Source organism: Pseudomonas sp. SA233, from assembly GCF_054792385.1.
Window position 1 is genome coordinate 1,189,426 of sequence record NZ_CP096449.1, and the last position, 24,393, is coordinate 1,213,818.

Genomic DNA, 24,393 nt, shown 5'->3' on the forward strand with positions numbered 1-24,393 from the left:
TCCGAGCTATCTTGGCGCGCCGGCCGTGCCGTCGCAAGCGCACGGGGCTTGGGTGCTTCGCGCCTTTGGTGCATCATGCAAGGCAGGCCTTGGATATGAGCGTGCGCAATGCTGGACGAGCTACTTCGCCGAATGAGCAACCACCAACCCGCATCACTGGAAACCGACCGGCGGTTCCCCGAAGCGGCGGTCCTCTTGCCCATTACCCGCAGCGAAGCGCCCGAGCTGGTCCTGACCCTGCGCGCCAAGGGCCTGTCCACCCACGGCGGCGAAGTGGCTTTTCCCGGTGGCCGCCGCGACCCGGAAGACCCGGACCTGGTGTTCACCGCGCTACGTGAAGCCGAAGAAGAAATCGGCCTGCCACCAGGCCTGGTGGAAGTGATCGGCCCGCTCAGCCCGCTGATTTCGCTGCACGGCCTGAAAGTGACGCCATTCGTCGGGCTCATCCCCGATTTTGTCGAATACCGTGCCAATGATGCCGAGATCGCGGCAGTATTCACCGTGCCGCTGGAATTCTTCCGCCAGGACCCGCGCGACCATACCCACCGTATCGATTACCAGGGGCGCAGCTGGTATGTGCCCAGCTATCGCTATGGCGAATACAAGATCTGGGGGTTGTCGGCGATCATGATCGTCGAACTGGTCAACCTGCTGTTCGATGCCGGCATCAGCCTGCACCAGCCCCCGGAGCGTTACATCGAAAACTGAGCGGGGCCAACCCCGTCGTCTGCGTTGCAGCCTGAGGAGCAAGCATGAAATACCGCCTGGGCGACCTGCGGGTCGAGAGCCACCCCACCAGTTGGGCCGCACCCAACGCCACGCTGATCGGCAAGGTGCGCCTGCAGGCCGATGCCAGCGTGTGGTTTGGCGCGGTGCTGCGCGGGGACAACGAGCTGATCGACATTGGCGAAGGCAGCAACGTGCAGGATGGCACGGTGATGCACACCGACATGGGCTCGCCGCTGACCTTGGGCAAGGGCGTGACCATTGGCCACAACGCCATGCTGCATGGTTGCACGGTGGGCGACTACAGCCTGGTCGGTATCAACGCGGTCATCCTCAATGGCGCACGCATCGGCAAGCATTGCATCATTGGCGCCAATGCACTGATTGCAGAAGGCAAGGAGATCCCCGACGGTTCGCTGGTGATGGGTTCGCCGGGCAAGGTGGTGCGCGAGCTGACCGAACAGCAGAAACGCATGCTCGAAGCCAGTGCCGCGCATTACGTGCACAATGCCCAGCGTTATGCACGGGAGTTGGTGGTTGATTATGAGTGATGTAGTGGAGCGACCGGTGGCCTCGCCGTGCGTGAGTATCTGTGCACTGGACGAGCAGGATATCTGCACCGGTTGCCAGCGAACCGTGGCGGAAATCAGCCGCTGGGGGCGGATGGACAACGACGAGCGCCGGGCTGTGCTCAAGCGTTGCCATGAAAGGGCCGTGGAGGCCGGCCTCATCCTGTAGGCTGACGCGCCCCCCTGTAGGAGCAGCCTTGTGCTGCGAAGAGGCCAGCAAGGCAAAAGGTGATCGTTTGCAGATATGGCCTCTTCGCGGCGCAAGGCTGCTCCTACATGTCCTGTGCATGGCTTGAGGTCGGTGCCTGCGGGTTTACCCGCGAACCAGCCAGCGGTAATCTGTGCGGCTTGCCCACAGACTACCCGCCATGTTCTATCTGATTGCCTACATCAGCAGCGTAGTGCTGATCAACTACGCCTTCTCCAGCGCGCCACACCTGGACATCATCTGGTCCGCCTGGGGCGGCCTGGTGTTCATCCTGCGCGACATGGTGCAAACCCGCTTCGGCCATGGCGCCCTGGTCGCCATGCTGGCGGCGCTGGTGCTGTCCTACGTCACCTCGGAACCGGCCATCGCTCTGGCCAGCGCCACCGCCTTCTTCATTTCCGAACTGATCGACTGGCTGGTGTTCAGCGTCACGCGCCGACCGCTGCGCGACCGCCTGTGGCTGAGCTCGGCGCTGAGCATCCCGGTGGACACCTTCATCTTCTTCGGCATGATCGGTGCCCTGACCCCAGCCGTGATCGGCACCGCCATGGCCTCGAAATTCGCCGGGGTCACCGCCGTATGGCTGGCCATGGCATTTCGCGCCCGGCGGGCCGCCGTGGCGGGTTGATGGTGTAGAATAGCGGTCCTTTTTCAGCGGGCGGCGCCAAGCCTGGTGCGGCCCCGGACGCCTTCGAGGACCTGAAATGACCCGTATCGGAACCCCTTTGTCGCCCACCGCGACCCGTGTACTGCTCTGCGGCTGTGGCGAGCTGGGCAAGGAAGTGGTGATCGAGCTGCAGCGCCTGGGCGTCGAAGTGATCGCCGTCGATCGCTACGCCAATGCCCCGGCAATGCAGGTGGCGCACCGCAGCCACGTGGTCAACATGCTCGATGGCGTGGCCCTGCGCGCGGTGATCGAGGCCGAGAAGCCGCACTACATCGTCCCTGAAATCGAAGCCATCGCCACCGCCACCTTGGTCGAGCTGGAAAACGAAGGTTTCAACGTGGTGCCGACCGCCCGCGCCACCCAGCTCACCATGAACCGTGAAGGCATCCGCCGCCTGGCCGCCGAAGAGTTGGACCTGCCAACCTCGCCGTACCACTTCGCCGACACCTACGAAGACTACGCCAAGGCCGTGGCCGATGTCGGCTACCCGTGCGTGGTCAAGCCGGTGATGAGCTCGTCGGGCAAGGGCCAGAGCCTGCTACGCAGCGATGCCGACTTGCAGAAGTCGTGGGCCTACGCCCAGGAAGGCGGCCGCGCCGGCAAAGGCCGGGTCATCGTCGAGGGCTTCATCGACTTCGAATACGAAATCACCCTGCTGACCGTGCGCCACGTCGGTGGCACCACCTTCCTCGAGCCAGTCGGCCACCGCCAGGAGAAGGGGGACTACCAGGAATCGTGGCAGCCGCAGGCCATGAGCCCGAAGGCGCTGGCCGAGTCGCAGCGGGTGGCCAGGGCGGTCACCGATGCCCTGGGTGGTCGTGGCCTGTTTGGCGTGGAACTGTTCGTGAAAGGCGACCAGGTGTGGTTCAGCGAAGTCTCGCCACGCCCGCATGACACCGGCCTGGTGACCCTGATTTCCCAGGACCTGTCGCAGTTTGCCCTGCATGCTCGCGCCATTCTTGGCCTGCCGATTCCGGTGGTGCGCCAGTTCGGCCCTTCGGCTTCGGCGGTGATCTTGCCCGAGGGGCAGTCGCAGCAGACCAGCTTTGCCAACCTGGGCGCGGCGCTGAGCGAGCCGGATACCGCCATTCGCCTGTTCGGCAAGCCGGAAATCAACGGTACCCGCCGAATGGGCGTGTGCCTGGCGCGTGACGAGTCGGTCGAAGCGGCGCGTGCCAAGGCGACCCGTGCTTCGCAGGCGGTCAAGGTCGAGTTCTGATCCGATTGGGGCTGCGTTGCAGCCCATTCGCAGCACAAGGCTGCTCCTACAAGGGCAACGCATCCCCCTGTAGGAGCAGCCTTGTGCTGCGAATGGGGCGCAGGGCGCCCCCAACTATTCAAAGTTCGGTATTGCGGGTCTCTTTCAGGCACAGCACGGCAATCAAGCTGATCACCGCCGCCACCGAAACATAACCCCCCACCCAGCTCAACCCACCCATGCTCACCAGCTTCTGGGCAAAGAACGGTGCCGCCGAGGCGCCGACGATGCCGCCCAGGTTATAGGCCGCCGAAGCGCCGGTATAACGCACGTGGGTCGGGAACAGTTCAGGCAGCAGTGCCCCCATCGGCGCAAAAGTTACGCCCATCAGGAACAGTTCGATGGCCAGGAACAGCGCCACGCCCGCGGTCGACCCCGAAGTCAGCAGCGGCTCCATGGTAAAGCCCGAGGCCACCGCCAGCAGGCCGCCGACGATCAGCACCGGTTTGCGCCCGTAGCGGTCGCTGAGCCAGGCCGACAGTGGTGTGGCCAGGGCCATGAACACCACCGCGAAACACAGCAGGCCAAGGAACGTCTCGCGGCTGTAGCCCAGCGTGGTCACGCCATAGCTCAGCGAGAACACCGTGGAGATGTAGAACAGCGCGTAGCACACCACCATCGCCGCTGCGCCAAGCAGGGTCGGCAGCCAGTATCTGGAAAACAGGTCGACCACCGGCATTTTCACCCGCTCGTGGCGGGCGACGGCCTTGGCGAATACCGGGCTTTCTTCCAGCTTCAGGCGCACATACAGGCCCACCAGTACCAGCGCGGCGCTGAGCAGGAACGGAATGCGCCAGCCCCACTCGCGGAACTGCTCGTCGCTGAGCACCAGGGCCAGGGTCAGGAACAGGCCGTTGGCGGCCAAAAAGCCGATCGACGGGCCCAGCTGCGGGAACATGCCGAACCAGGCGCGCTTGCCTTCGGGCGCGTTCTCGGTGGCCAGCAAGGCCGCGCCACCCCATTCGCCACCCAGGCCCAGGCCTTGGCCAAAGCGCAGCAGGCAGAGGATGATCGGCGCCCATACACCAATGCTTTCATATCCTGGCAGCACACCGATGGCCGTGGTGGACACGCCCATCAGCAGCAGCGAGGCGACCAGGGTCGACTTGCGGCCGATACGGTCGCCAAAGTGGCCGAACAGTGCCGAGCCTAGCGGGCGCGCCAGGAAGGCGATACCGAAGGTGAGGAAGGCCGCCAGCATCTGCGCGGTGCCTGACCCGGACGGGAAGAACACCGGGCCGATCACCAGGGCGGCGGCAGTGGCGTAGACGTAGAAATCGTAGAACTCGATGGCGGTGCCGATGAAGCTGGCGGTGGCGACCCGCGCGGGCGAGTTGACCGGCGCGGCAGGCGCTTCGGCATAGGTGCTGCTGGTTGTCATTGAATAGGTCCCTGACAGTCTGGTCCGGCTCCATTGGGATAAGCCCCGCGGCGTGCAATGCAAAAGGGCAGGCACGGTGGCGCGGGCGCCGGAGCGTTTTGTTGTTGTGTGCGCCCGACTGACGATAGCCCAAGGGGGATAGGGGCGGGGGCGGGCACTGTTCGGGGTGTTGAAGCAGGACCGCGGGGCGTGTCAGTGGAGCGGACTGGCCGTGGAGCACCGGGTGCGGGTAGCAGGCGGGACGGCGGGGCTGGGTAAGCGTGACCCGAGTATAGCTATCGGGTCACGGTCCACACCAGTACCTTGCTGGCACAATTGTCCTCTGTTTCGAGGATTTCCAGGCGATAGCGGCCGATCTTCAGGCAAACGGCGCTTTCCGGGATACTTTCCAGCGCTTCGGTGACTAGCCCGTTGAGGGTTTTCGGCCCGCCGTCGCAGGGCAGGTGCCAGCCCAGACTGCGGTTGATTTCGCGCAGCGAAGCGGTGCCGTCAATGACGAAAGTGCCATCGGGCTGCGGGTGCACGTGGGGGTTGTCCAGGCTGTGTTCATCCTCGAACTCGCCAACGATCTCTTCGAGGATGTCTTCCAGGGTGACGATGCCCAGCACCTCGCCGTACTCGTCCACCACCACGCCCAGGCGGCGCTGCTGCTTGTGGAAGTTCAGCAGCTGCATTTGCAGGGGCGTGCTCTCGGGTACGAAATAGGGCTCGTAGCAGGCGCCGAGCAGCATCTCCAGGGTCAGCTCGGCCTTGGGCAGCAGGTGGCTGATCAGCTTGGTATTGAGGATTGCTTCAACCTGGTTGATGTCGCTGTGGTACACCGGCAGGCGGGTGTGGCGGCTGACGATCAGTTGCTCGATGATGCGTTCGATCGGCTCGTCGAGGCTGATGCCGTCCACTTCGTTGCGCGGTACCAGGATGTCGTTGACGGTCATCTTGTCCAGTGACTGCAGGCCGTCGAGCAGGCCGTGGCGCGGTGCTTCGTGTTCCTCATCCTCGTCGAATTCGTCGGCTTCCTGCGGGTGCAGGGCCACGGCCGTGGGTTGCACGCGGAACGGACGCAGGATCAGCTTGGCAATGCCATCCAGCAGGCAGGCTAGCGGTTGCAGCAGGGCGAGGGGTACTTTCAGCAGGCTGGTGCCGAGGCTGACGAACGCCTGCGGGTTGCGCCGGGCCAGGCGCCGCGGCAGGTATTCGGCAAATACCAGCAGGACGAGGGTGGCGGCCAACCCGGCCAGCCAGAAGCCGTGCTCGCCGCTATGGCGCTGGCCGAGCAGGCAGGCCAGGCCCAGCACCAGCAGCTTGCCCAGGCTGGCGCACAGCACCAGGGCCTGGGCCGGCAGCACGGGCTGGCCGTCCTCGCCGGTGCGCAGCGTGCCATTGAGTTGCAGGCGGGCGGCGTCCACCGCGGTGAACAGCGCCGACCACAACAGGGCCAGTGCCAGGGTGCCGAATAGCGGTGCGTACGGCAGGGTATCCATGGGCGGCCGTCAGATATGCAGGATGAATTCGCGAACTAGCTTGCTGCCGAAATAGGCCAGCATCAGCAGGCAGAAACCGGCCAGCGTCCAGCGGATGGCCTTGTGGCCACGCCAGCCCAGGCGGGTGCGGCCCCACAGCAGCACGCTGAACACCACCCAGGCGATACAGGCCAGCAGGGTCTTGTGTACCAGGTGCTGGGCGAACAGGTTGTCGAGGAACAGCCAGCCGGAGATCAGCGACAGCGACAGCAGGCACCAGCCAGCCCAGAGGAAGCCGAACAGCAGGCTTTCCATGGTTTGCAGCGGCGGGAAGTTGCGGATCAGCCCGGACGGGTGCTTGTTCTTCAGTTGGCGGTCCTGCAGCAGCAACAGCAGGGCCTGGAACACCGCAATGGTGAACAGCCCATAGGCCAGGATCGACAGCAGGATATGCGCGAGGATACCCGGCTCTTCGTTGACCAGCGGCACCGTGCCGGGGGGCGCGAACTGGGCCAGCAGCGCGGTCACCGCGCCCAGCGGGAACAGCAGCACCAACAGGTTTTCCACGGGTATGCGCAAGCAGGCCAGCAGGGTCAGGGCGATGACGGCCACGGCGATCAGGCTGGCGGCACTGAAGAAGTCCAGGCTCAGGCCCAGCGGGGTGATCAGCTGGAAGAACAGCGCACCGGCCTGGGCGAGTACCGCGAAGGCACCCAGCAGGGCAAGCAGGCGCTTGTCGGCCTTGCGGTTCTGGGCAAGGTAAGAGCCCTGGTAGATGGCCGCTGCTATATATAGGCCGGCGGCGATCAGGTTGGGGATGAGGCTGGGTGAGGAGAACATAAGTCCTGGTTGGCGAGCCTTAAAGAGACGGAGTTTGGCATAGATCGCGCTGGTCTAGGAAGACTGCAGACTGCGGTGCGGCAATCGCGGGTGAACCCGCTCCCACAGGCACGGCGCCGGTTTCGAATGTGGTGCAGGCCCTGTGGGAGCGGGTTCACCCGCGAAGAGGCCGGCACAGCCACCGAATATCTACCAGGCCGCCAGCAAGGTGTGCGCCGCCGCCGCACTTCGCTATAATCGCCGCCTTGCTGTGCCCGGCGGGTATGCATTCCCCCTGGGCGCCTGACAAACCTCGGCTTTTACTGGGCCTGAAAGGATCACCATGTTCGAAAACCTGACCGACCGCCTGTCACAGACGCTGCGCCATGTCACCGGCAAGGCCAAGCTGACCGAAGACAACATCAAGGACACGCTGCGCGAAGTGCGCATGGCCCTGCTCGAGGCCGACGTTGCCCTGCCGGTGGTCAAGGATTTCGTCAACAGCGTCAAGGATCGTGCAGTCGGCACCGAGGTGTCGCGCAGCCTGACCCCGGGCCAGGCGTTCGTGAAGATCGTCCAGGCCGAGCTGGAAAGCCTGATGGGCGCGGCCAACGAAGACCTCGCACTGAACGCCGCTCCGCCAGCCGTGGTGCTGATGGCCGGCCTGCAGGGTGCCGGTAAGACCACCACCGCCGGCAAGCTGGCGCGCTTCCTCAAGGAGCGCAAGAAAAAGAGCGTGATGGTGGTGTCCGCCGACGTCTACCGCCCGGCGGCGATCAAGCAGCTGGAAACCCTGGCCAACGACATCGGCGTCACCTTCTTCCCGTCCGACATCAGCCAGAAGCCGGTGGCCATCGCTGAAGCGGCCATCCGCGAAGCCAAGCTGAAGTTCATCGACGTGGTCATCGTCGATACCGCCGGCCGTCTGCACATCGACGCCGACATGATGGACGAGATCAAGGCGTTGCATGCCGCGGTCAAGCCGATCGAGACCCTGTTCGTGGTCGACGCCATGACCGGCCAGGACGCGGCCAACACCGCCAAGGCCTTTGGCGAGGCGCTGCCGCTGACCGGCGTGGTGCTGACCAAGGTCGACGGTGACGCCCGTGGTGGTGCCGCGCTGTCGGTGCGTGCCATCACCGGCAAGCCGATCAAGTTCATCGGTATGGGCGAGAAGACCGAAGCCCTCGAACCGTTCCACCCCGACCGCGTCGCCTCGCGCATCCTCGGCATGGGTGACGTGCTCAGCCTGATCGAACAGGCCGAGCAGAACATCGACAAGGCCAAGGCCGACAAGCTGGCCAAGAAGCTGAAGAAGGGCAAGGGCTTCGACCTCGAAGACTTCCGTGACCAGCTGCAGCAGATGAAGAACATGGGCGGCCTCGGCGGCCTGATGGACAAGCTGCCGAGCATCGGCGGGGTCAACCTGTCGCAGATGGGCAACGCCCAGGGCGCCGCCGAGAAGCAGTTCAAGCAGATGGAAGCGATCATCAACTCCATGACCCCGGCCGAGCGCCGTGATCCGGAGCTGATCAGCGGCTCGCGCAAGCGCCGCATTGCCATCGGTTCCGGCACCCAGGTGCAGGACGTCGGCCGCCTGATCAAGCAGCACAAGCAAATGCAGAAGATGATGAAGAAATTCTCCGCCAAGGGCGGCATGGCCAAGATGATGCGCGGCCTTGGCGGGATGCTGCCGGGCGGCGGCATGCCGAAGCTGTAACCCCTATTCCGGGGGCCTGCCGTTTGTCCGGCAGGCGCCAAGAACCCCCGCCGTGGCGGGGCAATGGCCGCGGATTTCGCGGCTCAACCGGCAGATCTGGACGGCAGGGCAGGGCCTTGCCGAAAAAGTCATTTGCAAATGTCCGTGTATTCCCCGAGAATATGCGGCCTTTTGGGCACCCGTGTGCCTATTTGGCATTCAGATTTGCAGTACCAGCTGCTGTATCAACTGCAGCACCGACTATAGGAACGATGTTCACATGGTAACCATTCGTCTGGCCCGTGGCGGCTCGAAAAAGCGCCCATTCTACCACCTGACCGTGACCAACTCGCGTAACGCCCGTGACGGCCGTTTCGTTGAGCGCGTAGGTTTCTTCAACCCGATCGCTGCTGGCGCCGAAGTCAAGCTGTCGGTCAACCAAGAGCGCGTCAACTACTGGCTGAGCCAGGGTGCACAGCCGTCTGAGCGCGTTGCTCAGCTGCTGAAGGACGCTGCCAAGGCTGCTGCCTGAGAAGTATGAACGCGACGCCAGAAAAGGCTGACGACCTCATCGTCGTTGGCAAGATTTTTTCGGTTCACGGCGTTCGCGGCGAGGTGAAGGTGTATTCCTTTACCGATCCGATTGAAAACCTGTTGGATTATCCGCGCTGGACGCTTCGGCACGAAGGCAAGGTAAAGCAGGTCGAGCTGGTCAACGGTCGTGGCTCCCAGAAGGGCCTGGTCGTGAAGCTGAAAGGCCTCGATGATCGCGATGAAGCCCGTCTTCTGAGCGGTTACGAAATCTGCATTCCGCGGAGCCTTTTGCCCAACCTGGCTGCTGACGAGTACTACTGGTACCAGTTGGTCGGCCTGAAGGTCATCAACCAGGACGAACAACTGTTCGGCAAGGTCGATCACCTGTTGGAGACCGGTGCGAACGATGTAATGGTGGTCAAGCCCTGCGCAGGCAGCCTGGATGATCGCGAGCGTCTGTTGCCCTATACGGCGCAATGCGTGCTCGACATCGACCTGGAAGCAGGCGTGATGCGGGTTGAATGGGACGCGGACTTCTAAACGATGGGTAACCTTCGCGTAGACGTCATCACGTTGTTCCCCGAGATGTTCTCGGCCATCACGGAGTACGGCATTACCAGCCGCGCGGTGAAACAGGGGTTGCTTCAGGTGACTTGCTGGAACCCGCGGGACTACACCACAGATCGTCACCACACGGTGGATGATCGGCCGTTTGGCGGTGGTCCGGGCATGGTGATGAAAATCAAGCCTCTGGAAGACGCCCTGGTCAGCGCCAGGCAAGCGACCGGAGCAGCGGCGAAGGTGATCTACCTTTCGCCACAAGGCCGCAAGCTGACTCAGCAGGCGGTCAAAGGCCTGGCCGAACAGGAATCGTTGATCCTGATCGCCGGTCGTTATGAAGGCATCGACGAGCGCTTTATCGAGGCTCATGTCGATGAGGAGTGGTCGATTGGCGACTATGTGCTTTCCGGTGGCGAGCTGCCGGCCATGGTACTGATCGATGCGGTTACACGGCTGCTGCCCGGAGCTTTAGGGCATGTGGACTCGGCGGAAGAAGATTCCTTCACCGACGGTCTGCTCGATTGCCCGCACTACACCCGACCTGAGGTGTATGCGGATCAGCGTGTTCCCGACGTGTTGCTAAGTGGCAACCATGCACACATCCGGCGTTGGAGAATGAAGCAGTCCCTTGGTAGGACCTTCGAACGACGCGCCGATCTTCTGGAAAGTCGCTCGCTTTCTGGAGAAGAGAAGAAGCTGCTCGAGGAATATCTCCGCGAGCGGGACGATAGTTAAACGTATCGATGGTGGATCACGTATCCATCTTAGGAGCACAGCATGACCAACAAGATCATCCAGCAGCTCGAAGCCGAGCAGATGAGCAAGGAAATCCCGACCTTCGCACCAGGCGACACCGTTGTCGTTCAGGTTAAAGTGAAGGAAGGTGAGCGTTCCCGTCTGCAGGCGTTCGAAGGCGTCGTTATCGCCAAGCGTAACCGCGGTCTGAACAGCGCCTTCACCGTGCGCAAGATCTCCAGCGGCGTTGGCGTAGAGCGTACCTTCCAGACCTACAGCCCGCAAATCGACAGCCTGGCCGTGAAACGTCGTGGTGACGTGCGTAAAGCCAAGCTGTACTACCTGCGCGACCTGTCCGGCAAAGCCGCTCGCATCAAGGAAAAACTGTCCTGAGTGCAGTTTGCCCGGTGGCCGAGGCCGCCTAGCGAGAAAAAAGCAGCCTTCGGGCTGCTTTTTTGCGTTTTGACCCCCGAAGATGTGATTGCCATGACTACCCGAGACCAGGAAATCCTGCGCCGCACCGAGCTGTCGGTGACCCGCGTGACCAAGGCGGTGTTCCCCAACACCACCAACCACCACAACACCCTGTTCGGCGGCACCGCCCTGGCCTGGATGGACGAAGTGTCGTTCATTGCTGCCACGCGCTTCTGCCGCCTGCCACTGGTGACCGTGTCCACTGACCGCATCGACTTCAAGCACCCGATCCCGGCGGGCTCGATCGTCGAGTTGGTGGGGACGGTCATCAAGGTGGGTAATACCAGTTTGCAGGTGCAGGTGGATGTGTTCGTCGAGAACATGTACCTGGATGGGCGCGAGCGAGCGATTCACGGGATGTTCAGCTTCGTCGCCATCGACGAGGACAAGCGGCCGGTGCCGGTTTTGCCCCAGGCCTGAGTTCTCCTGCACTGGCCCTTTCGCGGCTAAAGCCGCTCCCACAGGGATCGCACATACCTCAAGGGCGGTGATATCTCTGTGGGAGCGGCTTTAGCCGCGAAGAGGCCAGTACAGACAACAATTATGCTGCTGTGAAACACTAAGCCACCTCCAACACCCAGCAGCCCCGAATGCCCGCCCTAGACCACCCCCTGATCGACCAGTTCCTCGACGCCCTGTGGCTTGAAAAGGGCCTGTCCGACAACACCCGCATGTCCTACCGCAGCGACCTGGCCCTGTTCAACGGTTGGCTGCAGGAACACGGCGTCAGCTTGCCCGATGCCGGCCGCGACCTGATTCTCGACCACCTGGCCTGGCGCCTCGACCAAGGCTACAAGCCGCGCTCCACGGCACGCTTCCTGTCCGGCCTGCGCGGTTTCTTCCGCTACCTGCTGCGGGAAAAACTGGTGGCCATCGACCCGACCCTGCAAGTCGACATGCCGCAACTGGGCAAGCCGCTGCCCAAGTCGTTGTCCGAAGCCGACGTCGAAGCCTTGCTGCAGGCCCCGGACCTGGGCGAAGCCATTGGCCAGCGTGACCGCGCCATGCTCGAAGTGCTTTATGCCTGCGGCCTGCGGGTCACCGAACTGGTCAGCCTGGCCCTCGACCAGGTCAACCTGCGCCAGGGCGTGCTACGGGTGATGGGCAAGGGCAGCAAAGAGCGCCTGGTGCCCATGGGCGAAGAGGCGGTGCTTTGGTTGCAGCGCTACCTGCGCGATGGCCGCGCCGAACTGCTCAATGGCCGCCCCAGCGACGTTTTGTTCCCCAGCCAGCGTGGCGAGCAGATGACCCGCCAGACCTTCTGGCATCGCATCAAGCACCATGCCCGGGTCGCCGGTATCGACAAACCGCTGTCGCCGCATACCCTGCGCCATGCCTTCGCTACTCATCTGCTCAACCATGGTGCCGACCTGCGCGTGGTGCAGATGCTGCTGGGCCACAGTGACCTTTCGACCACGCAGATCTACACCCATGTCGCCAAGGCCCGCCTGCAGCAATTGCATGCCCAGCACCACCCGCGTGGATGAATGTTTTTCATGTTCCGCCGACCGGTCCTTGCAAGGCCCTTCACCGGCGGTGTGATGTGGTAGGCTTGAGCGGTTTGCACCAAGGGCCGCACGGTCACCGCGTATTTTCCGCAGGTGGCGCCCTCCGGCCCCTGTCCGCCTTCAGGAGTTCCCATGCGCGTGACCCAGTTTTTCGCCGCCGCCGCGTTGGCGCTGGCCAGTACCTTTGCCGCTGCCGCGGCAACCGATAGCAATGCTGCTGCCGAGCAGGCCATCCGTAAGTCATTGCAGAACCTCGAGCTGGAAGTGCCCGTCGAAAGCGTGGCCAGCAGCCCGGTCAGCGGCCTCTATGAAGTCAAGCTGCAGGGCGGACGCGTGCTGTATGCCAGCGGCGACGGCCAGTTCGTGATGCAGGGCTACCTGTTCCAGATCCAGGACGGCAAGCCGGTCAACCTCACCGAGAAGACCGAGCGCCTGGGCATTGCCAAGCTCATCAACGGCATTCCAGCCGCCGAGATGGTGGTTTATCCTGCCAAAGGCGAGACCAAGTCGCACATCACCGTGTTCACCGACACCACCTGCCCGTACTGCCACAAGCTGCACGCCGAGGTGCCCGAGCTCAACCGCCGCGGTATCGAAGTGCGCTATGTCGCCTTCCCGCGCCAGGGCCTCGGTTCGTCGGGTGACCAGCAGTTGCAGGCCGTCTGGTGTTCCAGCGACCGCCGTGCGGCGATGGACAAGATGGTCGAGGGTGAGGAAATCAAGGCCGCCAAGTGCGCCAACCCGGTCAGCAAGCAGTTCCAGCTGGGCCAGTCGATCGGCGTCAATGGCACGCCGGCGATCGTCCTTGAAAGCGGCCAGGTCATTCCGGGCTACCAGCCGGCACCGCAGGTCGCCAAGCTGGCACTGGCCAAGTAATCCAATTCAGTACGCCGTCGTCATGGGGTGACGGCATGTTTCACGGTCGGCATAGGTGCCGGCCGTTCAATGGGGAGTTCACAGTGAAACCGGTCAAAGTAGGCATCTGTGGGTTGGGGACCGTCGGTGGCGGAACCTTCAATGTACTTCAGCGCAACGCCGAGGAGATCGCCCGCCGTGCCGGGCGCGGTATTGAAGTGGCACAGATTGCCATGCGCTCGCAGAACCCGAACTGCCAGATTACCGGTACCCCCATTACCGCTGATGTGTTCGAAGTTGCGAGCAACCCGGAGATCGACATTGTCATCGAGCTGATCGGTGGCTACACCGTGGCCCGCGAACTGGTGCTCAAGGCCATCGAGAATGGCAAGCACGTGGTCACCGCCAACAAGGCGCTGATTGCCGTGCACGGCAACGAAATCTTCGCCAAGGCCCGCGAGAAGGGCGTGATCGTCGCCTTCGAAGCGGCCGTGGCCGGTGGCATCCCGGTGATCAAGGCCATCCGCGAAGGCCTGTCAGCCAACCACATCAACTGGCTGGCCGGCATCATCAACGGCACCGGCAACTTCATCCTCACCGAAATGCGTGAGAAGGGCCGCGCCTTCCCGGACGTGCTGGCCGAAGCCCAGGCGCTGGGTTACGCCGAAGCCGACCCGACCTTCGACGTTGAAGGCATCGATGCCGCGCACAAGTTGACCATCCTGGCCTCGATCGCTTTCGGCATCCCGCTGCAATTCGACAAGGCCTACACCGAAGGCATCACCCAGCTGACCACTGCTGACGTGAACTATGCCGAGGCCCTGGGCTACCGCATCAAGCACCTGGGTGTGGCCCGCCGCACTGCCGAAGGTATCGAGCTTCGCGTACACCCGACGCTGATCCCGGCCGACCGCCTGATCGCCAACGTCAACGGCGTGATGAACGCCGTCATGGTCAATGGCGACGCCGCTGGCTCCACCCTGTACTACGGCGCCGGTGCCGGCATGGAGCCTACCGCTTCGTCGGTAGTCGGCGATCTGGTGGATGTGGTCCGTGCCATGACCTCCGACCCGGAAAACCGCGTGCCGCACCTGGCCTTCCAGCCGGATTCGCTGTCGGCCCACCCGATCCTGCCGATCGAAGCCTGCGAAAGTGCCTACTACCTGCGCATCCAGGCCAAGGATCACCCTGGCGTACTGGCCCAGGTGGCCAGCATCCTCTCGGAGCGTGGCATCAACATCGAGTCGATCATGCAGAAGGAAGCCGAGGAACAGGACGGCCTGGTGCCGATGATCCTGCTGACCCATCGCGTGGTCGAGCAGCGCATCAACGACGCCATCGTCGCCCTGGAAGCCCTGCAGGACGTCATCGGCAAGGTCGTGCGCATTCGCGTCGAGCAGCTCAACTAACAATAGTGCCGTGGGGCCGCCAGCGCGGCCCCGGCCCCAGTATCGAAGGTTTGCACCCATGCGCTATATCAGTACCCGCGGCCAGGCTCCGGCCCTCAATTTCGAAGACGTCCTGCTGGCTGGCCTGGCCAGCGACGGCGGCCTGTACGTCCCGGAAAACCTGCCACGCTTCACCCAGGAAGAAATCGCCTCGTGGGCCGGCCTGCCGTACCATGAACTGGCCTTCCGGGTGATGCGCCCGTTCGTCGAAGGCAGCATCGCCGACGCCGACTTCAAGAAGATCCTCGAAGAAACCTACGGCGAGTTCGCCCACGCCGCGGTTGCCCCGCTGCGTCAGCTGAACAGCAACGAGTGGGTACTGGAGCTGTTCCACGGCCCGACCCTGGCATTCAAGGACTTCGCCCTGCAACTGCTCGGTCGCCTGCTCGACCACGTGCTGGCCAAGCGCAACGAGCGCGTGGTGATCATCGGCGCCACCAGTGGTGACACCGGTTCCGCCGCCATCGAAGGCTGCCGCCGCTGCGACAACGTCGACATCTTCATCCTGCACCCGCACCAGCGCGTGTCGGAAGTGCAGCGCCGGCAGATGACCACCATCTTCGGTGACAACATCCACAACATCGCCATCGAAGGCAACTTCGACGACTGCCAGGAAATGGTCAAGGCCAGCTTCGCCGACCAGTCGTTCCTCAAGGGCACCCGCCTGGTTGCGGTCAACTCGATCAACTGGGCGCGGATCATGGCCCAGATCGTCTACTACTTCCACGCGGCCCTGCAGCTGGGTGGCCCGGCGCGTTCCGTGGCGTTCTCGGTACCGACCGGCAACTTCGGCGACATCTTCGCCGGCTACCTGGCACGTAACATGGGCCTGCCGGTCAGCCAGCTGATCGTCGCCACCAACCGCAACGACATCCTGCACCGCTTCATGAGCGGCAACCAGTACGTCAAGGAAACCCTGCACGCGACCCTGTCGCCGTCGATGGACATCATGGTCTCGTCCAACTTCGAGCGCCTGCTGTTCGACCTGCACGGCCGCAACGGCGGTGCCATTGCCGAGCTGATGGCCAACTTCAAGCAAGGTGGCGGCTTCAGCGTCGAGCAAGACCGCTGGACCGAAGCGCGCAAGCTGTTCGACTCGCTGGCAGTGAGCGACGAGCAGACCTGCGAAACCATCGCCGAAGTGTTCGCTGCTACCGGCGAAGTGCTCGACCCGCACACCGCTATCGGCGTCAAGGCCGCCCGCGAGTGCCGCCGCAGCCTGGACACGCCGATGGTGGTGCTGGGCACCGCGCACCCGGTCAAGTTCCCGGAAGCGGTGGAGAAGGCCGGTGTTGGCAAGGCGCTGGAGCTGCCAGCGCACCTCAGCGACCTGTTCAGCCGTGAAGAGCGTTGCACGGTGCTGGCCAATGACCTGAAGGCCGTGCAGGGCTTTGTCAGCCAGCATGGTAACCGCGGCAAGCCTTTGTAAGCATCGAGCCGCACTGCGGCCCATAGCCGGGAAGCCAGCTCCCACCCCGACCACATAGACCCAAGGTCATGTGCAATCCCTGTGGGAACTGGCTTGCCAGCGATGGGCTGCGGAGCAGCCCGAATTATCCGAATCTTCCCACTGCTCCATCAGAAACATCCTATTCAGGCCGCCCAGCGCAACGCCTAAATTAGCCGGTCCTCCCATCAGGAGCGGCTCATGCACCAGCCCTACGTGTTGATCCACCAGGCTCGCCCATCCCATCAGATCCTCCTGCACCAGGCCCTCAACGCTCAGGGCATGTTCCATGTGCGCATCAGCGAAACCAGTGCAGACCTCGACGCCTGCCTGAACGCCGATCACCGCCCCGATCTGCTGATCCTTGACCACGCCATGCCAACCCGGGCCGGCCTTGCCTTGCTCGAACAGCAGCACCGAACCCGCGCTTTGCTGTTCGTCGGCCAGGCTACCCCCAAGCGCCACAACCTTGCCCAAGAGGCCAGAAACCGGGGCCTGTGGGTGCTCGCCGAACTGCCCTGGCCGCTGTCGATGCCAAGCCTGCAGCGTGCCCTGCAAGCACTGCAGGTGCGCCCGTGGCGGCGTATTCAAACTGTCACGTCCGCCCCGCATGCTCACTGAAGCAGCCGCGGTGTAACGAACTTTCCGCTGCGTCTGTTGGTCAGTTCCTCTATATCCCACCACGCAGCGAGTGATCCGGATGGAAAGAATCTGCAGACTGCTCAACGAAGCCCTGACCCCCTATCAGACCCACCTCGGCGTCGCCGATGCCCAGGGTAATCGCCAATTGACCGTTCACGACCGCCTCGCCGGCATTACCCTGCGGCGCACGGTCAGCGAGCGCCAGTTGCAGGAACAAAGCTTGTTGATCGACCTGGTGGATGGCCTTCACCGTGACCTGCAGATCGCCGAAGGGCGTTTGCAGCCCTGCGTGATCGCGGCATTGCAGCAGCGCCAGCAACCCCATGGAACCTTTGCCTGAGTGATTTATCAGACACTGTAGGGGCAGCTGGGCCAGTGCTTTGCTCCGGCGCTGGCAAGGCTGTCACGGGAAGCCCCCAAGGGCTTTCGCTTGGCCCCGGGCGTGTTTCCCCAGCGCCCGGGGTTTCTTTTTTGGGGGGACAGGCACATGTCCTTGTAGGAGCGGCCTTGTGTCGCGACGGGCCGCAAAGCGGCCCCGGCAATCTTCGCGGCGAAGCTGAAAATGTGGGGCCGCTACGCGCCCCATCGCGACACAAGGCCGCTCCTACAGGGGCCGATCGGGCAGCTAGTGGTCTTCGAAGAAGCGCTTGCTCTCTTCCAGGTAGTCTTCTTGCAATGCCGGGTCCAGCCAGCGTGCATACAACCCCGGCAACACATCCCGACGCAGGGCAGGCAGCAGCTGGTCGATGTGCGCAATGGCTTCATGCCCCAGCTCGCTGTTTGAACAGCCCACATGCAGAAACTGGTAGCGGTTTACCCCTTTCACAGGGTGAAACTGGTAGTCAGCCAGTGCCCCGCCTTGCTGTTCGACCAGGTAGCGTACTTCGGGCCAGTAGCCGAGCACCATGCGCAGGCGCCCGAGCTGTTGCATCTGTAGCAGGTTGGCGGTGGCGTCGTTGCCGTAGTGGCGGCTGAACGCGGTGTCGGGCAACTGGTGCAGGATGGCGTCGATCTGTGTGCCATAGCTGCGCTCGGCGACAACACCCAGCTTCAGTGGGGTCTTGCTCAGCAGGTTGAGCAGGTCTACCTCCTGGCCGTCGAGGTAAGGCGCCACCAGCGCCTCGCTGTCCTTGCGCAGCACCAGCCCGCCACTGAGCACGCCCAGGGAAGGCACGGAAAACCTCACATATTCGGCGCGTTCCGGCGTCCACAGCAGGGTCGGGTCGCAGGTGAAGCTTTTCGGGTCCTGCAGCATCTGGATGCCGCGGGCGCGGTTGACCCGCAGGATGCTGTGGTCGTACTCGGGCATCTGCCTGATCAGCAGGGGCAACAGTTGGTCGATCACCCCTTGGCCTTTTTCCGGCCCTTCCAGAATGGTGAACGGCGGCAGGTCGCGCACCAGCCAGAAGAGGCGCTCCTTGGCGCTGGCAGGCTGCAACAGCAATGCGGGCAGCAGCCCGCACAGCAGGGCCAGGTGGCGTAGGCAACGGGCAGCGCGCATGGACCAGGGCCGCGCCAGTGTCAGACCGTGCCTGCTGCGCGCAGGTTGGCGATGGCCGCCGCGTCGTAGCCCAGGGTGCCGAGCAGTGCCTCGGTGTGTTCGCCCAGCGCCGGGCCTACCCACTCGGTGGAGCCGGGGGTGTCCGACAGCTTGGGCACGATGCCCGGCATGCGGAATGGCTTGCCGTCCGGCAGCTTGGCCTGCAGGAACATTTCGCGTGCCAGGTACTGCGGGTCGTTGAACATGTCCTCGGCCGAATAGATGCGGCTGGCCGGCACTTCGGCGGTGTTCAGCACCTGTATTAGCTGCTCCACCGGCAGGCTGTTGGCCCAGCGGTCGATTACCCCGTACAGCTCGTCACGGCGCAGGTCGCGGCCATCGTTGGTGGCCAGGGTCGGGTCGTCGGCCAGGTCGGTGCGGCCAATGGCTTGCATGAAGCGCTTGAAGATCGCATCGCCGTTGGCGCCGATCTGCACATGCTTGCCGTCGGCGCTGGTGTGAATGGAGGAGGGCGTGATGCCTGGCATGATGTTGCCAGTGCGTTCGCGGATAAAGCCGAACACATCGAACTCCGGGACCATGCTTTCCATCATGGCGAAGATCGCTTCGTACAGGGCTACGTCCACCACCTGGCCCTGGCCGCCGTTGACTTCCCGGTGTCGCAGCGCCATCAGTGCGCCGATCACCCCCCACAAGGCAGCAATCGAGTCACCGATGGAAATGCCCGTGCGCACCGGTGGGCGGTCGTCGAAGCCGGTGATGTAGCGCAGGCCGCCCATCGACTCGCCCACGGCGCCGAAGCCCGGCTGGTCCTTCATCGGCCCGGTCTGGCCGAAGCCCGACAGGCGCACCATTACCAGGCGCGGGTTGAGCGCGTGCAGCACGTCCCAGCCCAGGCCGAGTTTTTCCAGCACGCCCGGGCGGAAGTTCTCGATCAGGATGTCGGCCTCGGCCAGCAGGCGCTTGAGAATCTCGCGGCCCTCTGGGTGTTTGAGGTTGAGGGTGAGCGACTGCTTGTTGCGAGCCTGCACGAACCACCACAGCGAGGTGCCCTCGTACAGCTTGCGCCATTTGCGCAACGGGTCGCCGCCATCGGGCGATTCGACCTTGATCACCTCGGCGCCGAATTCGGCACAGATACGCGAGGCGAACGGGCCAGCGATGAGGGTGCCGAGTTCGACAACCTTGAGACCGGCGAGGGGTTTGCTGGGCGTAGTCATGGGGCATCCGTGGCAGCTGGGCAGATGCGTGGTTTTATCATAGGTCCGAAGCGGCAGATACTGCTGCGGGGCAACGAAGGGCAGTATCGGTTAGACTGTGTCACTTTTTCTCTGCGCAAGAAGCCCGTCGACCATGGCCCAGCCGTCCACCACCTACAAATTCGAACTGAACCTGACCGACCTCGACCGCGGCGTGTACGAAAACGTCCGTCAGACCATTGCCCGCCACCCTTCGGAAACCGAAGAACGCATGGCCGTACGCCTGCTGGCCTACGCCCTCTGGTACAACGAAAACCTGTCGTTCGGCCGTGGCCTGTCCGACGTGGACGAGGCGGCGCTGTGGGAAAAGAGCCTGGACGATCGCATCCTGCACTGGATCGAAGTAGGCCAGCCGGACGCCGACCGACTGACCTGGTGCTCGCGCCGCACCGAGCGTACCAGCCTGCTGGCCTACGGCAGCCTGCGCGTATGGCAGAACAAGGTGGTAGACGCGGTCAAGGGCCTGAAGAACCTGAGCATTGCCGCCGTGCCGCAGGAGGTGCTGGAAACCCTCGCCACCGACATGCCCCGCACCATCAAGTGGGACGTGATGATCAGTGAAGGCACCTTGTTCGTCACCGACGACCGTGGCCAGCACGAAGTGCAGCTGGAGTGGCTGCTTGGTGAGCGCGGCTGAAGCACCCCATGCGTATCGAACCTCGCCCGCTGCCGCCCACCCTGCCATTCCTGGGTAACCTGCCACCCTTGCTGACCCGCCTGTACGCCGCGCGCGGCGTGCAGAGCGAGGCCGAGCTGGACAAAAGCCTCGCGCGCCTGCTGCCGTACCAGCAGCTCAAGGGCATCGAGGCCGGTGTGGATCTGCTGGTCGAGGCTATCGACCAGCGCCAGCGCATCCTCATCGTCGGCGACTTCGATGCCGACGGCGCCACTGCCAGTACTGTCGGCGTGCTGGGCCTGCGCCTGCTGGGCGCGGCCCATGTCGACTACCTTGTGCCCAACCGCTTCGAATACGGTTACGGCCTGACCCCGGAAATCGTCGAGGTGGCGCTGCAACGCCAGCCGCAGCTGCTGATCACCGTGGACAATGGGATTTCCAGCGTCGACGGTGTGGCTGCCGCCAAGGCCGCCGGGCTCAAGGTGCTGGTCACCGACCACCACCTGCCGGGCGCGGAGTTGCCCGACGCTGACGCCATCATCAACCCCAACCAGCCGGGCTGCAGTTTTCCGAGCAAGGCGCTGGCCGGGGTAGGGGTGATCTTCTACGTGCTGATGGCCCTGCGTGCGCGCCTGCGCAGCCTGGGGCGCTACGAAACGCAGCCGCAGCCGAACATCGGCGAATTGCTCGACCTGGTTGCCCTGGGCAGCGTCGCCGACGTGGTGCCATTGGATGCCAACAACCGCATCCTGGTGCACCAGGGCCTCGAGCGCATTCGCGCCGGCCGTGCCCGGCCGGGGCTCAAGGCCATTCTTGAAGTGGCCCGTCGCGATCACCGGCGCATCACCTCGACCGACCTCGGCTTCATCCTTGGCCCGCGGCTGAACGCTGCCGGGCGCCTGGACGACATGAGCCTGGGCATCGAATGCCTGCTGTGTGAAGACGCGGCCCTGGCCCAGGACATGGCCCAGCAGCTGGACGACCTGAACCAGGACCGCAAGTCCATCGAACAGAGCATGCAGCGCGAGGCCCTGGCCCAGCTCAAGGACCTGCCTGTCGAGTCGATGCCATATGGCCTGTGCCTGTTCGATGCCGACTGGCACCAGGGGGTAATCGGTATTCTGGCTTCGCGCCTGAAGGAGCGTTACCACCGGCCGACCATCGCTTTTGCCGACGCTGGCGAGGGCATGCTCAAAGGGTCGGCGCGTTCGGTGCCGGGGTTCCATATTCGCGATGCGCTGGATGCGGTGGCGGCGCGCCACCCGCACCTGATCAGCAAATTCGGCGGCCACGCGATGGCGGCGGGGTTGTCGTTGCCCGAGGCCAATTTCCCGGCATTTGCCGAGGCGTTCGATGAAGAAGTGCGACGCCAGCTGCGCGAAGAGGACCTGACCGGTCGGCTGTTGTCCGACGGCAGTCTGGCGGTGGAGGAGTTCCACCTCGACCTGGCCAAGGCCCTGCGCCATGCCGGGCCCTGGGGGCAGCACTTCCCCGAGCCGCTGTTCCATGGCGTGTTCCAGTTGGTGGAGCAGCGCGTGGTGGGCGAGCGGCACCTGAAGGTGGTGCTCAAGAGCGAGTGCGGCTCGGTGCGGCTGGACGGCATTGCCTTTGGCATTGACCGCGAAGTGTGGCCGAACCCGACGGTGCGTTGGGTCGAGCTGGCGTACAAGCTGGATGTGAACGAGTTTCGTGGCAATGAAAGTGTGCAGTTGATGATTGCCCACATGGAGCCGCGTTGAGGGTAGATACCGCCGCTGCTGACGGCCTGGCGCAGGCCCGTTGTGGGAGCGGGTTCACCCGCGAACACCGGCGAAGCCGGTGCACCGCGTCGCCTGCTTCGCGGGTAAACCCTCAGGGCCAGCGGCGGGCTTGAGACTTGCGCTGTACCTGTGGGAGCTGGCTTGCCGGCGATCGCCGGCGAAGCCGGTGCCATCCACCGCGTCGCATTCTTTGCGGGTAAAAGCTATCAGCGGAGCTCAGATTGCTTTTTTCGCTGCCGGTTTTGCCAGTGCATCACACCTGCTGCGCCAAACGAGGCCAGGCTAAGCAGTGAGAAAAACACAGTTCCCTCCAAAAGTTCGCGATTGTATATTTCGATCACATACTGCTTGAGGGATGGCTCATACAGGATTTCGTTATCGGTCGATAGCCGCCTGACGATTGGTCCGGACAAAGCATCCTCGATCTCGACGAAGAGTGGTGTTTTCTTATTGATGTTGGCAGCATCATAACGCGTTTTTTGAGCATATATCCGACGTCTGGTAACTTGTCCGCTTGGCTCTTTGTAGGTGATCTGAAAGGTGTAAAGCGATTTGTCGTAATCCCAAGTATCAGGTGCGGATGCAAGAGTTGCTCTGACGCTTACCCATGGCGCGGTTATCGGCTCTGGGTCTTCCGTTCTCATGGTAAGCTGTGCGAGTACAAAACAAAAAAATATAGAGCCTGCAAATAACAGGCAGGTAACCCGTTTACCCGGCTCCAATGCTCGCATCATTTGCATCCACGACTGCCAAGTCAACATCGGAAACAACCCTCGGCCCTATTCTATTCAACGATACTTGTCTTGCTGCGGTGCTGAGCAGCAGGCATATTTGTCTTGGCCTCCACCCACTACAGTTGTAATAGAGGGGATTGGCCCGGCCGGTGATTGCCCGTTAATGCTTTCAATTCCTACTGTTATCGTAGCTCCCCCTCCAGTGGCGGGAGGTGTGGGTGGTGCAATAGGTGGGTTGATGCCGCCATGTTGTATTATCGGTGGGGTGATAGTGAATGACTCTAGCGTTCTAGTGTCTAGTTTGATTTCCAAGGTGTTCGGGTTCCATGTGATGACTTGTATTAGTCCTCCGAAATGGTCGCGTATGGATTGTGGGTCTGTAATAACTAGGCTCGGCGCTAGCACCGGTGTTGCGCTCTCTTTTGTTATGTCGTGTTTAATGAGTGCGTCTATTATTGGGGTGATTGCCGTTTGAATTTGTTTTGCAAGTTCTGAATTATACGTCCCAAATAAGCTCGTTCCCAATGATATGGCGGTAAAGGTGCCTGCGACCCAAGGTGCACCTACCAGTATTGCAAAACCCGCAACGACGCCTGCTACATTACCTACAAGGCTGACATAGTCCCCTACATTCGGTTCGTCGTTGGGCTGGTACTCGGCAACAATCTTCAGAAAGGTTACCGTGCCCGCCAAGGTGTTGGTAACGATATTTATAAACGGAACCGCGCCCGCAGTCATTTGCGTAACTGACAATACAGAAGCAATCGCGCTGCTTGTCTGGGCGCTCTGTACTACAAGTGCGAAGCCCTGGTTGTCAGTCTTGAACTGATCGTGAACCGCAGCGGCCGCGCCAGCTTGGAACCCAGGCCTCCCGACCCTGTCGACCATGGCGACAAATATCTCTACTCGATTAGTCATAGTTGAAGTCCTTGTTGATTGTCTTGAATGCAATGGTGATGCGCAGGCGGTCGCAGTCTGTGGCTGGAGATTTAGCACGGTGCGGTATTTCACCATTGAAGATTGTGATGCGCCTTGGTTTGGGTAACGCCGCGGCGATAACGTCCGTCTTGGCGTCATTGCAGAATAAAAGCTCACCTCCCCACGTCGTAGCCCAGTAGTCGTTACAGAAGAGCACTGCGGTATACCCCGGCTCGCCTGGCAGGTTATCTCGGTGAATCGGGCTGTCTTGCCCAGAGGTTTGGCCGTTTGCATACACGCCGATCAGTCTGGAGTTTTTCATATTCACAGCACATAGACGTTTCCAGATGTTGATGAGGAATCCCCAGCGCTCGTTTGCAACCAGTTCTTGCTCACAACATTCCAGTGATTCACGCTTGCTTCCTGCAATGAAAAAATGCCAGCAGGGGCGAGCGAAGGGCGTGGAGTTTATTGGCCAGTCGTATCTCCATAGGGTATGTGAGAATGCGTTGTTGAGTTTGGCTTGTTCATCAGGTGTAATAGCATCGTCTAGAATGCTTACATCTCTAGATGTAAATTGTCTCGTCATTTTCTATGTCTCAAATTTTGTACAT

Annotated in this window: 27 protein-coding genes; 19 read left to right on the forward strand and 8 right to left on the reverse strand. The window is 62.6% G+C overall.

Going from position 1 to position 24,393, the window contains the following annotated elements; all coding sequences use genetic code 11:
- Positions 1 to 108 precede the first annotated feature (108 nt).
- From M1D87_RS05495 to purT, 5 genes are all read left to right on the forward strand, one after another.
- Positions 109 to 708 (forward strand): CoA pyrophosphatase, encoded by a 600-nt coding sequence (locus M1D87_RS05495; RefSeq protein ID WP_003252125.1) that lies wholly within the window; start codon positions 109 to 111, stop codon positions 706 to 708.
- Between the two features lie 44 nt (positions 709 to 752).
- Positions 753 to 1,277, forward strand: coding sequence for a gamma carbonic anhydrase family protein (locus tag M1D87_RS05500; RefSeq protein WP_421091596.1), 525 nt, complete (start codon positions 753 to 755; stop codon positions 1,275 to 1,277).
- On the forward strand, positions 1,270 to 1,464 hold the full coding sequence (locus M1D87_RS05505; protein WP_087502633.1) for a DUF1289 domain-containing protein: 195 nt from the start codon (positions 1,270 to 1,272) through the stop codon (positions 1,462 to 1,464). The genes M1D87_RS05500 and M1D87_RS05505 overlap by 8 nt, the downstream gene beginning before the upstream one ends.
- Before the next feature lie 199 nt (positions 1,465 to 1,663).
- Positions 1,664 to 2,131 carry a 7-cyano-7-deazaguanine/7-aminomethyl-7-deazaguanine transporter gene (locus tag M1D87_RS05510; protein ID WP_039612787.1) on the forward strand — a complete coding sequence of 156 codons (468 nt, stop codon included), beginning with the start codon at positions 1,664 to 1,666 and terminating at the stop codon, positions 2,129 to 2,131.
- 76 nt (positions 2,132 to 2,207) lie between these two features.
- Entirely contained in the window at positions 2,208 to 3,389 is a 1,182-nt protein-coding gene (gene purT, locus M1D87_RS05515; RefSeq protein ID WP_123083896.1) for a formate-dependent phosphoribosylglycinamide formyltransferase, read from the forward strand.
- Positions 3,390 to 3,507: 118 nt separating this feature from the next.
- Here the strand turns inward: purT and M1D87_RS05520 are convergent, their stop codons facing one another.
- The 3 genes from M1D87_RS05520 to M1D87_RS05530 form a co-directional block, all read right to left on the reverse strand.
- Complete coding sequence (locus M1D87_RS05520; RefSeq protein WP_061551014.1) at positions 3,508 to 4,809, reverse strand: MFS transporter; 1,302 nt, start codon at positions 4,807 to 4,809, stop codon at positions 3,508 to 3,510.
- Between the two features lie 275 nt (positions 4,810 to 5,084).
- Entirely contained in the window at positions 5,085 to 6,290 is a 1,206-nt protein-coding gene (locus M1D87_RS05525; RefSeq protein WP_015269138.1) for a transporter associated domain-containing protein, read from the reverse strand.
- Between the two features lie 9 nt (positions 6,291 to 6,299).
- A complete protein-coding gene (locus M1D87_RS05530; RefSeq protein WP_013971188.1) occupies positions 6,300 to 7,109 on the reverse strand; it encodes a cytochrome C assembly family protein in 810 nt (269 codons plus the stop codon).
- Positions 7,110 to 7,431: 322 nt separating this feature from the next.
- Between M1D87_RS05530 and ffh the strand changes: the two genes are divergently transcribed.
- The 12 genes from ffh to M1D87_RS05590 all read left to right on the forward strand — a co-directional run bounded on the left by ffh (position 7,432) and on the right by M1D87_RS05590 (position 17,331).
- On the forward strand, positions 7,432 to 8,808 hold the full coding sequence (gene ffh, locus M1D87_RS05535) for a signal recognition particle protein (RefSeq protein ID WP_013971189.1): 1,377 nt from the start codon (positions 7,432 to 7,434) through the stop codon (positions 8,806 to 8,808).
- Between the two features lie 259 nt (positions 8,809 to 9,067).
- Positions 9,068 to 9,319 carry a 30S ribosomal protein S16 gene (gene rpsP / locus M1D87_RS05540; RefSeq protein WP_003259424.1) on the forward strand — a complete coding sequence of 84 codons (252 nt, stop codon included), beginning with the start codon at positions 9,068 to 9,070 and terminating at the stop codon, positions 9,317 to 9,319.
- A 5-nt stretch (positions 9,320 to 9,324) separates the two neighbouring features.
- A complete protein-coding gene (rimM, locus tag M1D87_RS05545) occupies positions 9,325 to 9,861 on the forward strand; it encodes a ribosome maturation factor RimM (RefSeq protein WP_025337913.1) in 537 nt (178 codons plus the stop codon).
- A gap of 3 nt (positions 9,862 to 9,864) precedes the next feature.
- Complete coding sequence (trmD, locus tag M1D87_RS05550; RefSeq protein WP_003252146.1) at positions 9,865 to 10,617, forward strand: tRNA (guanosine(37)-N1)-methyltransferase TrmD; 753 nt, start codon at positions 9,865 to 9,867, stop codon at positions 10,615 to 10,617.
- A gap of 42 nt (positions 10,618 to 10,659) precedes the next feature.
- A complete protein-coding gene (gene rplS, locus M1D87_RS05555) occupies positions 10,660 to 11,010 on the forward strand; it encodes a 50S ribosomal protein L19 (RefSeq protein WP_003252148.1) in 351 nt (116 codons plus the stop codon).
- 93 nt (positions 11,011 to 11,103) lie between these two features.
- The gene (locus tag M1D87_RS05560) at positions 11,104 to 11,511 is read left to right on the forward strand and encodes an acyl-CoA thioesterase (protein WP_123083897.1); all 408 of its coding nucleotides are present in this window, start codon (positions 11,104 to 11,106) and stop codon (positions 11,509 to 11,511) included.
- A 170-nt stretch (positions 11,512 to 11,681) separates the two neighbouring features.
- Positions 11,682 to 12,578, forward strand: coding sequence for a site-specific tyrosine recombinase XerD (xerD, locus tag M1D87_RS05565; RefSeq protein ID WP_123083898.1), 897 nt, complete (start codon positions 11,682 to 11,684; stop codon positions 12,576 to 12,578).
- 153 nt (positions 12,579 to 12,731) lie between these two features.
- Positions 12,732 to 13,475 (forward strand): DsbC family protein, encoded by a 744-nt coding sequence (locus M1D87_RS05570; protein ID WP_003259432.1) that lies wholly within the window; start codon positions 12,732 to 12,734, stop codon positions 13,473 to 13,475.
- Positions 13,476 to 13,558: 83 nt separating this feature from the next.
- Positions 13,559 to 14,863: a homoserine dehydrogenase gene (locus tag M1D87_RS05575; RefSeq protein ID WP_003259434.1), complete on the forward strand. Its 1,305-nt coding sequence runs from the start codon at positions 13,559 to 13,561 to the stop codon at positions 14,861 to 14,863.
- Between the two features lie 58 nt (positions 14,864 to 14,921).
- Positions 14,922 to 16,331: a threonine synthase gene (gene thrC / locus M1D87_RS05580; protein ID WP_010952565.1), complete on the forward strand. Its 1,410-nt coding sequence runs from the start codon at positions 14,922 to 14,924 to the stop codon at positions 16,329 to 16,331.
- Positions 16,332 to 16,550: 219 nt separating this feature from the next.
- The gene (locus tag M1D87_RS05585; protein ID WP_123083899.1) at positions 16,551 to 16,970 is read left to right on the forward strand and encodes an ANTAR domain-containing protein; all 420 of its coding nucleotides are present in this window, start codon (positions 16,551 to 16,553) and stop codon (positions 16,968 to 16,970) included.
- A gap of 79 nt (positions 16,971 to 17,049) precedes the next feature.
- The gene (locus M1D87_RS05590) at positions 17,050 to 17,331 is read left to right on the forward strand and encodes a DUF3509 domain-containing protein (RefSeq protein WP_061303183.1); all 282 of its coding nucleotides are present in this window, start codon (positions 17,050 to 17,052) and stop codon (positions 17,329 to 17,331) included.
- Between the two features lie 285 nt (positions 17,332 to 17,616).
- Here the strand turns inward: M1D87_RS05590 and M1D87_RS05595 are convergent, their stop codons facing one another.
- Positions 17,617 to 18,492 (reverse strand): TIGR02285 family protein, encoded by an 876-nt coding sequence (locus M1D87_RS05595; RefSeq protein ID WP_123083900.1) that lies wholly within the window; start codon positions 18,490 to 18,492, stop codon positions 17,617 to 17,619.
- A 20-nt stretch (positions 18,493 to 18,512) separates the two neighbouring features.
- Entirely contained in the window at positions 18,513 to 19,712 is a 1,200-nt protein-coding gene (locus tag M1D87_RS05600; RefSeq protein WP_123083901.1) for a CaiB/BaiF CoA transferase family protein, read from the reverse strand.
- Between the two features lie 133 nt (positions 19,713 to 19,845).
- Here M1D87_RS05600 and M1D87_RS05605 point away from each other — a divergent pair, with 133 nt between their 5' ends.
- Complete coding sequence (locus M1D87_RS05605; RefSeq protein ID WP_013971198.1) at positions 19,846 to 20,388, forward strand: YaeQ family protein; 543 nt, start codon at positions 19,846 to 19,848, stop codon at positions 20,386 to 20,388.
- 8 nt (positions 20,389 to 20,396) lie between these two features.
- On the forward strand, positions 20,397 to 22,106 hold the full coding sequence (gene recJ, locus M1D87_RS05610) for a single-stranded-DNA-specific exonuclease RecJ (protein WP_123083902.1): 1,710 nt from the start codon (positions 20,397 to 20,399) through the stop codon (positions 22,104 to 22,106).
- A gap of 227 nt (positions 22,107 to 22,333) precedes the next feature.
- Here the strand turns inward: recJ and M1D87_RS05615 are convergent, their stop codons facing one another.
- From M1D87_RS05615 to M1D87_RS05625, 3 genes are read right to left on the reverse strand one after another with little or no spacing between them, the layout of a single operon-like run.
- On the reverse strand, positions 22,334 to 22,888 hold the full coding sequence (locus tag M1D87_RS05615) for a hypothetical protein (protein ID WP_061303177.1): 555 nt from the start codon (positions 22,886 to 22,888) through the stop codon (positions 22,334 to 22,336).
- Between the two features lie 27 nt (positions 22,889 to 22,915).
- Positions 22,916 to 23,779, reverse strand: a complete 864-nt coding sequence (locus M1D87_RS05620) for a hypothetical protein (protein WP_123083903.1) — start codon at positions 23,777 to 23,779, stop codon at positions 22,916 to 22,918.
- Positions 23,772 to 24,368, reverse strand: coding sequence for a 2OG-Fe(II) oxygenase (locus M1D87_RS05625; protein ID WP_123083904.1), 597 nt, complete (start codon positions 24,366 to 24,368; stop codon positions 23,772 to 23,774). Before M1D87_RS05625 ends, M1D87_RS05620 begins: the two co-directional genes overlap by 8 nt.
- Positions 24,369 to 24,393 lie beyond the last annotated feature (25 nt).